The 11,438-nt window shown below is 46.6% G+C and carries 10 protein-coding genes; 1 reads left to right on the top strand and 9 read right to left on the bottom strand.

The annotated features are described in order from the left end of the window. Positions 1-326: 326 nt before the first annotated feature. The 8 genes from cydB to QUB77_RS11720 form a co-directional block, all read right to left on the bottom strand. Positions 327-1,340 carry a cytochrome d ubiquinol oxidase subunit II gene (gene cydB / locus QUB77_RS11755; protein WP_333170437.1) on the bottom strand — a complete coding sequence of 338 codons (1,014 nt, stop codon included), beginning with the start codon at positions 1,338-1,340 and terminating at the stop codon, positions 327-329. 8 nt (positions 1,341-1,348) lie between these two features. Beyond that, positions 1,349-2,791, bottom strand: coding sequence for a cytochrome ubiquinol oxidase subunit I (locus tag QUB77_RS11750; protein WP_333170438.1), 1,443 nt, complete (start codon positions 2,789-2,791; stop codon positions 1,349-1,351). A 274-nt stretch (positions 2,792-3,065) separates the two neighbouring features. Beyond that, positions 3,066-3,539, bottom strand: coding sequence for a hypothetical protein (locus tag QUB77_RS11745; RefSeq protein WP_333170439.1), 474 nt, complete (start codon positions 3,537-3,539; stop codon positions 3,066-3,068). Continuing rightward, positions 3,514-4,719: an urease accessory protein UreH domain-containing protein gene (locus QUB77_RS11740; RefSeq protein ID WP_333170440.1), complete on the bottom strand. Its 1,206-nt coding sequence runs from the start codon at positions 4,717-4,719 to the stop codon at positions 3,514-3,516. Before QUB77_RS11740 ends, QUB77_RS11745 begins: the two co-directional genes overlap by 26 nt. Positions 4,720-4,860: 141 nt before the next feature. Further along, on the bottom strand, positions 4,861-5,463 hold the full coding sequence (locus QUB77_RS11735) for a hypothetical protein (RefSeq protein WP_333170441.1): 603 nt from the start codon (positions 5,461-5,463) through the stop codon (positions 4,861-4,863). A 186-nt stretch (positions 5,464-5,649) separates the two neighbouring features. Further along, a complete protein-coding gene (locus QUB77_RS11730) occupies positions 5,650-6,717 on the bottom strand; it encodes an LOG family protein (RefSeq protein WP_333170442.1) in 1,068 nt (355 codons plus the stop codon). Positions 6,718-6,906: 189 nt separating this feature from the next. Then, on the bottom strand, positions 6,907-7,230 hold the full coding sequence (gene trxA, locus QUB77_RS11725; RefSeq protein WP_006631199.1) for a thioredoxin: 324 nt from the start codon (positions 7,228-7,230) through the stop codon (positions 6,907-6,909). Positions 7,231-7,904: 674 nt separating this feature from the next. Further along, positions 7,905-9,068, bottom strand: a complete 1,164-nt coding sequence (locus QUB77_RS11720) for a GuaB3 family IMP dehydrogenase-related protein (RefSeq protein ID WP_333066301.1) — start codon at positions 9,066-9,068, stop codon at positions 7,905-7,907. Positions 9,069-9,176: 108 nt separating this feature from the next. On the opposite strand from QUB77_RS11720, the gene QUB77_RS11715 reads away from it, so the two are divergent. Further along, positions 9,177-10,388: a lipid-A-disaccharide synthase-related protein gene (locus QUB77_RS11715; RefSeq protein ID WP_333170443.1), complete on the top strand. Its 1,212-nt coding sequence runs from the start codon at positions 9,177-9,179 to the stop codon at positions 10,386-10,388. Positions 10,389-10,653: 265 nt separating this feature from the next. Here the strand turns inward: QUB77_RS11715 and QUB77_RS11710 are convergent, their stop codons facing one another. Then, positions 10,654-11,355, bottom strand: a complete 702-nt coding sequence (locus tag QUB77_RS11710) for a polysaccharide deacetylase family protein (RefSeq protein WP_333170444.1) — start codon at positions 11,353-11,355, stop codon at positions 10,654-10,656. Positions 11,356-11,438 lie beyond the last annotated feature (83 nt).

Genomic DNA, 11,438 nt, shown 5'->3' with positions numbered 1-11,438 from the left:
ATCTACTTAGCCACCAGTCCCCGGATTTATCTGTGTACCTTTGAAAAAAGCTCCGCATCCCGATCGCAAGTCCCGGACTCATCCGTGCGAGCAATCTCAAATATCAAATTTCAAAGTGCATGACGTGCGATCGCTAATCATAAATTAGTTCCTTTGCCTACGCCGCACTATTTGCGCTATGTTATGTATAGTATGGTTGCGTAAATTGTGATGCTATCAGAAAACAATAATTGGTAATTTTTAACCCCAAATATACGCAGATAAACCAGGAGATAAACTTGATACTATCTGCGTATATTTGCCTGCATCTGCGGTTGTATTATGCTTTATTCCCCGTAGTGGCCGCCGACAACTTTACCCCGAAACACAACATAATTGTAGATGTTGTAAAAAATCATAATCGGGAGCAGAACGCCCATAAACACAATCATAAATACCAGGGCGCTGGGCGAAGCTGCGGCTTGGTAAATCGTGATTTGCGAGGGAATAATGTAGGGAAACACAATCAATCCCAAGCCGATGAAAGTCAGCAAAAAAATCAGAATCGTCCAGATAAACGGCGTTCGTTCTTCTTTATTTGCGAGACTTTTCAGCAGCAGTCCCACCAACAGCACTCCCAACAAAGGAATCGTGGCAAAGATATAAACTAGCGGTTTCTCGAACAACCTGGCTCTAGCGCTTTCGTAAAAAATCGGAGTGGCGATCGTAATTAAAATCGCTCCGATTAAAGTTGTCACCGCCGCAATTTTAGCCGTGCGATAGTGATTTGTTTGCAGTTCGCCCTCGGTTTTCATAATTAGATAGGTTGAACCGATCAAAACATAGCCTTGAATCAGCGTCAAAGCCACCAAGATCGATCGCCAATCCAGCCAATCCCAAGTAGAACCCACAAAGTGACCAGCTTCATCAACCGCAATGCCTTCGAGCACCGCACCCAAGGCAAATCCTTGAGCTAAAGCTGCTAAAAAACTCCCAGCACCAAAGGCATAATTCCAGAGTAATTTGCGATTAGAATGCTCGCGAAATTCAAAGGCTACAGCCCGAAATATCAAACCAAAAAGCATCATGCAAATCGGTATGTACAGCGCTGTCAAAATCGTACCGTAAGCGAGGGGAAATGCGCCAAATAAAGCGCCTCCCATCAACACCAGCCAAGTTTCGTTGGCATCCCAAACGTTGCCCAAACTCGTCATTAAAATGCCCCGGCGTTCCTCGTCGGAAGCAGTCAGAGACAGGATGCCTACTCCTAAGTCAAAACCGTCTAGCATGACATATAGCAGGAGAAACAAAGCCAAAACTACAAACCAAACTTGCGGGAGAAAATGCTCCAAAGCTTGCATACCATCTCCTATTGTTGTGCTTCTACGGGACGTTGATCGGGAATGTGTTCTCCGGGTTGACTTTCAATTGCAGGTTCATTGTCTAAACCTGGCACAGGCAGACTTAAATTAGGCCCTTGGCGGATAATTCTGCTGCCAAAATACAAGGCACAAACAAACAAAAAGCTGTAAACAACGGCAAAGAAACTCAGAGAAGTTAAAACATTGCTGGCGGGGATGTTTGACACCGCGTCAGCAGTGCGAATTTGCCCATATAAAGCCCACGGTTGTCTGCCGACACAGCGCACAATCCAACCGGATTCTACAGCAATATATCCCAGGGGAGCAGCTAATACCCAAGCGCGCATCAGCCAAGGTTGAGTGCTAATATTTTCAGCAGAAAGTTTGCCTCGCAGCCACTGAATTATACTGAACAGCATCAGTCCGAAAAAGAAGAATCCAATCCCGGACATGATGCGGAAACAATAGTAGATTAAACCCACCATCCGGGGTCTATCTTCTGGCTTCCATTCCTTCAATCCGAGTACGGGTTCGGAGAGTTTTTGTTTGAATTCTAGAATGTATCCTAAGCCATTGGGTACGCTAATTTCCCAGTCATTTTTTTGGGCTTTTTCATTAGGCAAAGCTAGCAACGTCCAATCGGCTGACTCTCCCGCTGGTGAAGTTTCCCACTTAGCTTCGATTGCTGCTAATTTAGTGGGTTGATAGTGATAAACTTGTTCAGCGCTCAAATGTCCGATGTATATTTGCAAAGGTGCAACGGCGATTGCTGTCGCTATGGCAATTTTTAAAGACTTGGAAAAAAACGCTTGGTTGCGCTTATTGAGAATGTACCAAGCGCTAATGCCGCCAATGACAAACAGCGAAGTTTCTAACGTCGCAAAAAACATATGGAGAATGCTGTTTAATGCGAACGGGTTCAGAATTGCTTGAAAGTAATCGCTGACAATAAACTTGCCATTGACCATTTCTCCGCCCGCAGGAGTTTGCAGCCAAGAGTTAGCGACTAAAATCCAGACTGTGGATAGGTTAGCGCCGAAGGCTACCATGATTGTAGCGAAATAATGGACGATCGGGTGAACGCGCTCCCAACCAAACAGCATAATGCCTAAAAAGCCGGCTTCTAGCATAAATGCCATTGAAGCTTCAAAGCCCAAAATGCTGCCAAAAAAGTCACCAACTGCTTCAGAAAATGGTGCCCAATTCGTACCAAACTGAAATTCCATCGGAATTCCTGAAGCTACTCCAATACCGAAGTTGAGGACGTAGAGTTTAGACCAAAAACGAGCGTGATGGTAGTAGTCGGGATTGCGAGTTTTTAGCCACATTCCTTCAACAATTACCAGATAAATCCCCATTCCAGTAGTCAGAACTGGCCACAGCATATGGAATATGGCGGTTAGGGCAAATTGCATCCGTGACAGCGCCACCGTGTTAGATAAGATATCCATCGTTATATCCTTTGCTCAGTTCAAGAGAGGTTAGCTTGCACAAATTCCATAATGGACACTGGTTATAATGTAGTGTAAAAATTTGTGACATTTTGTATACTTGGCAATTTTTAAGGTTTTATACAGATTTCGGTTGTATTTTCTTGTATGTTAAAATAGGTAGATTATGATTTGCCGTTGGGTGGGGGCGGGTTTGTGAGATTGTGGGTTTTAGGCATTTATTGTCGGTGAACCCGCCCCTACAAGATTTATGTTCGGTGAGGGAAAGATTATCTTAGCGAACCGTGACCGTATAAGTCAGTTTAAAGGGTTTAAAATTAGCTTTATTTTTGGCTGTTCCGCTCAATTCAAGTTCGTAAATCCCCGCCTTCGGAAACACGATATCAGCTCCCGGAATCCCTTGATATTTTTCCGCAGATATGGCTTTTAAAGGCGGCTGCATCAGCGGCTTATCCCCCTCTTTACGATTTTTAGGATAAACCCCTAATTTGCAATTACACTGCTCTAGCGGGATAATTTGACCGCCCCTGCGAGTCAGCGCAAACCACACTTTCGCCGGCTGTCCGGCGCGGGGATTGTGGTTGGGTTCGAGGTGAAAGGTAGCGGCTACATCTCCCGATACTTCGATTTCGTGCGCTAAAACTGAAAGAGAGTTTAACGGCGGCGCACAGGGAATTGCTGCTTCAATTAGCAATCCCAAAAATACTAACAATCCTAAAGTTTTACTTTTGTTTGACAGGCGAAACATAGAAATTTTCGAGTGAGAAAACTGACCAAAAAAAGCGCGATCGCACAAACATAACTAATACCACAACCAGCGCTAACACCGCTGTCAGCAGTTGATTGTGCAACTTCCATTCAAAACCGCCGAGATAGTGGGAACCGATGAGTGCCGCGTGTACAGCGCACAGCAGAAAAGCTGGAACGCTTAACAGGTGAAGCCTTCGCCACAGCTTGCCTAAAAAATTTTGAATGCGATCGCAACTTGTAACCGCTGCCGGTAGCATCAACAGCAGCGACAGCATCCCAGCCGCCATTCCCAACTGATGTTGCGGCAACATGAAGGAAACAGCATCAAAATTCCATTGCAGCGTATGATCCAGCATATGAAACGTGTGGGCGACTGCTAAGACAAACGCGCCCACACCCAAGACGCGGCGATAGCGCAACAGTTGCGGCAAAAACTTGCTAACCGGACGCGCCAACAGTGCTAGCATCAAGCACAGCAGCGCTGCGTGGCCGGTAAAATCGACCATTTCATCGGTTCGCAGCAAGGTAAGAATCCCGATCGCCACCGTCACCCAACCACCCGCACGAAAAAGTTGACTGCGTTTGTCCGCGCTCAATCTGCCAGCAAAAAAACTCAATCCCAGCATCGTTGGCAGCGTGCCGAGTCCAAAAGCCAGCATCGTCGCCGCACCCAAAACCGGGTTTCCGGTTTCCGCCGCCTTAATCTGCGCGGCGTAGAGGAAACCGCAGGGAATCAAACCCCAAAGCAAACCCAAAGCAATCGGCACCCACCAGTTTTTTTTCGCCGAAAGCTTGCTGATTGCTTGTCCGACTCGATCGTGCGACAGCGGGTGCAATCGGGGCAATCCCGGCAGTAAGTTCGGTTTAATTTGCCCTACTCCGAACCAAATCAGCATCGTGCCCGTCAGAAGTGCGATCGCCCGCCGCAATTCGCTACCCGTACCAGCCAAAAGCCCGCCAGCAATTAACACCGAACCCAATCCGCCAATTGCAGCACCAACCAAAGCGTAAGCAGTAATTCTCCCCAAATTTAGCAGCAAATGAAAGCGGAAAGCAGCTAATTTATCGTTGCGGGAATTAGAAAGAGAAAACGCCATTGTCAGCGGGCCGCACATCCCCGCGCAGTGACCGAAACTGCCGAGAAATCCCAAAGCGCTAATTAGCAGCAGGTCTAACATTTTGAGTCATGCGATTTTAGATTTTAGATTTTAGATTTTAGATTTTAGATTTTAGATTTTAGATTTGTTTTTACTGCTTACCTATTACCTATTACCCAATGCCCAATGCCCAATGCCCAATGCCCAATGCCCAATGCCCAATTACCCATTTTGAATGCCGATCGCTAAAATTCCCAAAATTTTATCAACCTGATTCAAAAAATACTCCAATAAATCTATTTGAACTGATTGCCCTTCCAGCATTAAAAACTTCCAAATTTCTCCCGTTGTCACAACCCCATAAATCCTCGATACCTGATTTCCCTCCCGTTCGTTAAACAGTTGAGCTGCATACATTTCCGCTACGCACTGACCCAACCCAGCATTAATATTTTCCTTTTTAGCCTCAACGATTAAAATCGCCGGCGCGCTAATAATCAGGAACTCTACCGATCGACTGATCAGAAAATCGCAACTGCCGTTTAATCCCAAATCGCTGTCAACCGTAAAATCAACTCCCGAAAACAAACTAATGCGATCGGGAAACTGTTTGGTAAGTTCCAGTAAAATCGGCGTAATAATCATTTCTGAGCGTGATTTTTCCGTATTACTCGCCAGAGCAAAAGGAACATTATAAGCTAAAGTTTCTGTTAAATGATTGCTGCATTCTAAAGCAGGTACGGCCGAAAACAAATCTTGCCTCGGCGAAATCGTTAAATTCAAAGCTTTTTTGACGCTGGCCAAACTAAAATCGCTGTAAGCCATACATTTGGCACCTTTAATTTCGGGACTTACCCGGAGTGTTATGTCACACTTCAATCAATTTGTCTTGTGGTTCAGATAGCGAGTGAGTGCGAAAAAATTAAGGTTTTGGCTTCTGACGCACCCTACTTTTTTATATAACTCATCCATATCCAAAATGACAACTGTCAACTGTCAACTGTCAACTGGCTACTTTTCTTCTGGATGAGCCGCCGCCGGCGAAGCTGCACCCATTTGATTAATAGCAGCAATTAGCTGATAAAGCCGCCCCAAATCCCGCTGGTTGAAATGCAAAGTCAGGCGCGGCAGATCGAAAGTCACATCTCCAATTTCCGGCGGCAAAGCTTGACTTTTTTCAATTTTTCCGGTGACAACAATATCGCTAAAATCAGTATTTAGCCGATCGACATTATCATCAGAAAGCTCGGTTTTCAAGCGAATTACCAGTTTTTCGCGCACGTAGCGGCAGGAGTGATAAACCAAATAAAAACTACCGATCGCCTCGCAAGCGACATTTATATCGTCCGTAATCGTATACAGGCTGCGATCGTCGGGTGAAATCAAACCCCGGCCCCGCAATTGTTTTTGCACAAAATAATTCCAATCAAGCCAATAATCTCCTCCCGGTCGATCGATCAATACCACAGGAGCCGGCCCGAACTTGCCAGTTTGAATCAAAGTCAGACACTCAAAAGCCTCGTCCAGAGTGCCGAAACCGCCCGGAAACAGAGCCAAAGCATCGCTCTCCCGGAGAAAAAATAACTTGCGAGTGAAAAAATATTTAAAATTGAGCAATTTGGGATCGCCGGCAATGAAAGGATTAGAACTCTGCTCGAAAGGTAACTGAATGTTCAGCCCAAAAGAACGTTCAGCCGTCGCCCCCTCGTTCCCCGCCTGCATAATTCCCCCGCCGCCGCCAGTAATCACCATAAACCCCTGCTGGGCGATCGCCCGCGCAAAGTCTCTGGCCATCAAATATTCCGCAGATTCCGCTGACACCCTTGCCGAACCAAAAATCACAATTTTGCGAACGTGGCGGTAAGGATAAAACAGCTCAAAAGCGCTCTCCATATCTCGGAGCGCCGCCGCAATAATCTTCAAGTCTAGGCGATCGAGATCCTCAGAGGCCATTTGCACTATAGTAGAGAGCGATCGTTCGATCCACTCAGAGTGCTTCAACATTGGCAAGCGATCGAGCAAATCCATCACTTCAGCTTGGAGGGACTCAAAACCTTGACCAGAACCAGAACGAATCATGAATTTTTCCGAAACGATAACAAATTGTCGCTACTAAAAATTAAGGGGCAAGCTAAATTTAGAAGCTAATAGCAACCAGCAAAGTGCCCTGCTGGCAACTAATAACTTTTCCAGTAGCTTTGCCCCGGTTCTGAAGCGAGTGAGCTTTCGCGGTCCAAAAAGAACAGCGCGAAACCGCTCGCAGTTGGGTTAAATGTACTTTTCCAGAGTGTTGGCCAGAGTAGTTTTAGGAACTGCCCCAACCACCATATCCACACGTTGACCGCCCTTAAATATCATCAGCGTCGGAATGCTGCGGATACCGTATTGGCTGGCCACGTTAGGATTCTCGTCGGTATTAACTTTTACTACCTTGACCTGCCCTTCATATTGCTGGGCAATTTCGTCTACGACGGGCGCCACCATCCGACAGGGCCCGCACCAGGGAGCCCAAAAATCCACTAGAACTGGAACTTCGCTATCGAGCACTTCCTGCTTAAAGGTAGAGTCGGTTACTTGCGCGGCTGCTGACATCCCTAGCCATCCTTGTAAATACTATTTCTCGGATAACAAGTCTAGCAAAAAGTGTAACCACTTGCGTCAATCGATTTTAGATTTTAGATTTTAGATTTTAGATTTTAGATTTTAGAATTGACCCCACGGATAAATTCGGGGGGCAAGTTTCATCGGAGACAGGTTTTTTATTTCTCGGTCCTGAGTCTGCGCGTTGGAATGAATCTGGGGGCTTGTATCCTGGATGATGAAGGTGAACGATTTTAAGAGAAGGCTTCTGAAGGAAGAAGGAAGACGGTAGAAGGAAGAGGGAAGACGGTAGAAGGAAGAAGGCACAAGGTTTCTGAAGGAACAAGGCACTTATGTTTCCGAAGGCACTTATGTTTCCGAAGGCAGAATGCACTTATGTAGAAAAAAATTCTCCCACCCCCAGACTCTCCCACCCCCAGACTCTCCCACTCTCCGGAGCTAAAAGCCTCAGTTCTGTATCTAGTAAGCAAGAGCCAAGATTTCCGGCAAAAAAGGAACCGCCCGAACAGTAGTCCGGGCGGAGTGTGGTGTGAGGAGTGAACGGAAACATGCGTCTCCGCTTCTTCTATTGTGACATCTCCTTCTCGATAATTCCACAATATTCTGTAAATTTCGAGACTCTTGAACAAATTTTGTCAAGGTATGATGGTATTCGATCGGTAAATCTACTTACCCATGCCCAACTGCTGAGCTTTTTGATAGACTTTACCCTCCGTCAGCAGAGAAGGAGCAATTACCACTTCCACTTGCTGCATCTCCTTAATATCCTTAGCGCCCAAGGTACCCATGCTAGTTTTCAGAGCTCCGAGCAAGTTGTGCGTACCGTCATCTAGCACCGCAGGCCCCCGCAAAATTTGCTCCACAGTACCCGTAGTCCCCACGCGAATGCGAGTGCCGCGCGGCAAAACCGGGCTGGGAGTCGCCATCCCCCAGTGAAAGCCGCGGCCGGGAGCTTCGGCCGCCCTGGCAAAGGGCGAACCAATCATCACTCCATCGGCACCGCAAGCAATGCACTTGCAGATATCGCCGCCAGTAATTAAACCGCCGTCAGCAATCACCGACACGTATTTGCCAGTTTCGCGATAGTAGTCGTCCCGCGCCGCGGCGCAGTCTGCTACCGCTGTGGCTTGGGGAACGCCGACACCCAATACGCCTCTAGACGTGCAAGCAGCCCCCGGCCCAATGCCCACGAGAATGCCCGCTGCGCCAGTTTTCATTAAATTCAGGGCGACTTCGTAGGTGACGCAGTTGCCCAAAATTACTGGTATCGGCATCTCTTGACAGAATTGAGTCAAATCTAAAGATGAGATTGATTCAGGGGAAAGGAAAGCTGTCGAGACTACAGTAGCTTGCACAAAAAATATATCGGCTCCAGATTCAGCAACCGCCCGGCCGTATTTGCTCGCACCGGCCGGTGTACCGCTAACGGCGGCAATCCCTCCTCCTGCTTTAATTTCTTTAATTCTGAGCTCGATTAATTCTGGCTTGATGGGTTCGGCATAAAGTTCCTGCATCAGGGAAACAAATTCGTGGTTCCCGACACTGGCGATGCGCTCTAATATTGGCTGGGGGTCGGCATAGCGGGTTTGAATTCCTTCTAGGTTGAGCACGCCCATTGCTCCCAATTCCGACAGCAAAATGGCCATGCGGACATCGACTACTCCGTCCATTGCGCTGGCGATAATCGGGATTTCTCGATCGATTCCGCCAATCTGCCACTTGGTATCTGCCAAACTCGGGTCGAGGGTGCGCTGTCCTGGTACGAGCGCGATTTCATCTATGCCGTAAGCTCGGCGAGCACTTTTGCCCCGCCCAATTTCAATATTCACGCTGTTTCACTTCCACAATGTATTTAAATTAGAGTAACAAAATCGTAGCCTGTCGGCAGGTAGCGATCGCACAAATCAGTTTAAAAAGCCCGATCTTGATTGGATTTTATGAAATCGAAAGGCGTACTTTTCCTCAGCAACGGCCACGGGGAAGACGCGATTAACTGTCAAATTCTCAAAGCTTTAAGAGTATGTGGCGCGGATGTTGATGTTTCGGCGATGCCCATTGTAGGTGACGGGGCTGCTTACCGCCGATCGACCGTGCCCATTATTGGGCCCACCAGTCAAATGCCGTCTGGGGGAGTTTTTTACATGAATCCCCTGTTTTTCCTCAAAGATATTGGGGCGGGGCTGATTGCTTTGACTTGGCAGCAATTGCAGGCTGTTTGGACGCATTCGCGCCACTGCGATTTGGTGGTGGCAACTGGGGATATTGTCGCTGCGGCGATCGCCCATGCCAGCAACCGCCCCTATATAATTTTTCTATCGGCCCATTCTAGTTATTACGAGGGGCGAGTCGATTTGGGTTTAATCTTGTGGCAGTTGCTTTGCTCCGAGAAATGTCAGGCGGTTTTTACTAGAGATGCTTTGACTGCTGCTGACTTAAACCGACAGGGTTTAAAGAAAGCTCAGTTTGTCGGCAATCCTGTCATGGACAACCTCAATTCTACGGGCAAAGATTTGCAGTTAATACGCGGAGTTCGGACGATCGCCCTTCTCCCCGGTTCTCGCCTCCGGGAAGCCACTACCAACCTCGTTTTGCTGCTGGAACTGGTTAAAGAAATTGCTAGGAACTCTACTGTACCAGTGCAGTTTCGGGCAGCTTTAGTTCCGGCTTTGATGCCTCAATTAGATGAGATTGCGGCGCGATCCCGATGGCAACACCGATCGGGCAAGTTAATTTATCACCACATAAAATCACCGGAAAGGCACCCAAAATTAGGAGTTGAAGTGCTTTGTTATGCAGATGGTTTCGCCGATATTTTACAGCAGTCTAGTTTAGTAATTGGGATGACTGGAACTGCTGTCGAACAAGCTGTGGGCTTGGGAAAACCTGTAATTGCAGTACCGGGAAACGGCCCTGCCTTTACCTATAGATTTGCGGAGGCTCAAAATCGGCTTTTAGGTGATTCGGTGCAGGTTATTGGCAGACAACCAGCGAATTCTGATATTATCAAGGAAGCTGCTTTGGCAGTCGATCGCACTTTGCAAGATGATAAATATTTAGCCAGTTGCATTCAAAATGGTTTAGAGAGAATGGGGCAAGCTGGTGGCAGCATAAAAATTGCTAATTACGTGGCAAACTATCTGGGTTATTGATTGTGGTAGGGTGCGTCAATCGATTTTAGATTTTAGATTTTAGAGGCGATCCCACGGATAAATGCTCTTTCTTGAGGATTTTCGATTTGGGATTGATTCCACGGATAAATCACGTGGCGGCTACCACCTTTGAAATTCGCTTGTCAGGTTTGAAATTTTCAAGCGCCACGGAAAGTGTAATTTTGACGCACCATTTATTTCCTGGTGCGTCAGTATGAGATTGCTGATTTGTCGCGAAAATAATTGTGGCTGACGCACCCTACTGCTATTTTAACAACTCAGAAACAGTTTTAAACTCGTAACCTTTCGACTGCAAATCCTTGACAATCATCTCAGTTGCTGCTACGGTTTTCGAGCGATCGCCCCCGCCGTCGTGCATCACAACAATAGAACCCGATCGCACATTTGCAATCACCCGGTTTGCGATATCTTCTACCGTGTGTGTTTTTTCATAATCTTGAGAATCCACATCCCACATAATCAGTTTTTTGTGCATTTGGGACACCAAATAAGACAAAACTACAAATCGCCGACCCCAAGGCGGCCGAAAACTGATAGTTTCTTGTTTAACGCCCAACTCTTGCAAAAGTTTGTCGGTTTTTTCAATCTCAGACAGCAAAACTTTCCGGGGTTTAAACATCATATCTTTGTGAGAGTAGGAATGGTTTGCCAACTCATCGCCCCTCGCGATAATCATTTTCACCATTTCTGGATGTTTCTCAATATTGCGGCCGATTTCAAAAAAAGTTGCTTTAACTTGATAGCGGTCTAAGATATCTAAAAGCTGATTTGTATAGGGAGGATAGGGCCCGTCATCGTAGGTGAGGGCAACAACTTTCACTTCGGTATCAGCGCGGTTAATGCCGAAATAATTGTGAAATTTAGTAACTTTAATTAATAGCGATGCTGCGAAAAAGAACGCTATTGTGAAAAGCAGAAACTTTTGTAAAATTTTACCGATTCGCATAGCTGCACGCACTCGATCGAGAATGAAAGTGGATTGTTGTCAGATTACCACAATTGGGTAACTGAATTCTTAAGCTATTTTAT

The sequence above is a fragment of the Microcoleus sp. AT9b-C3 genome, from assembly GCF_036705485.1.
Classification (GTDB): domain Bacteria; phylum Cyanobacteriota; class Cyanobacteriia; order Cyanobacteriales; family Microcoleaceae; genus Microcoleus.
The sequence above is the reverse complement of the archived record's forward strand: the minus strand, read 5'-3'. Positions and strand labels throughout refer to the sequence as shown.

Coding starts and splice junctions, on each gene's coding strand:
- QUB77_RS11735 (WP_333170441.1), bottom strand. CDS start 5,463: ATGGCTTACAGCGATTTTAGTTTGGCCAGCGTCAAAAAAGCTTTGAAT.
- QUB77_RS11740 (WP_333170440.1), bottom strand. CDS start 4,719: ATGTTAGACCTGCTGCTAATTAGCGCTTTGGGATTTCTCGGCAGTTTC.
- QUB77_RS11745 (WP_333170439.1), bottom strand. CDS start 3,539: ATGTTTCGCCTGTCAAACAAAAGTAAAACTTTAGGATTGTTAGTATTT.
- QUB77_RS11710 (WP_333170444.1), bottom strand. CDS start 11,355: ATGCGAATCGGTAAAATTTTACAAAAGTTTCTGCTTTTCACAATAGCG.
- QUB77_RS11715 (WP_333170443.1), top strand. CDS start 9,177: ATGAAATCGAAAGGCGTACTTTTCCTCAGCAACGGCCACGGGGAAGAC.
- QUB77_RS11750 (WP_333170438.1), bottom strand. CDS start 2,791: ATGGATATCTTATCTAACACGGTGGCGCTGTCACGGATGCAATTTGCC.
- cydB (WP_333170437.1), bottom strand. CDS start 1,340: ATGCAAGCTTTGGAGCATTTTCTCCCGCAAGTTTGGTTTGTAGTTTTG.
- trxA (WP_006631199.1), bottom strand. CDS start 7,230: ATGTCAGCAGCCGCGCAAGTAACCGACTCTACCTTTAAGCAGGAAGTG.
- QUB77_RS11730 (WP_333170442.1), bottom strand. CDS start 6,717: ATGATTCGTTCTGGTTCTGGTCAAGGTTTTGAGTCCCTCCAAGCTGAA.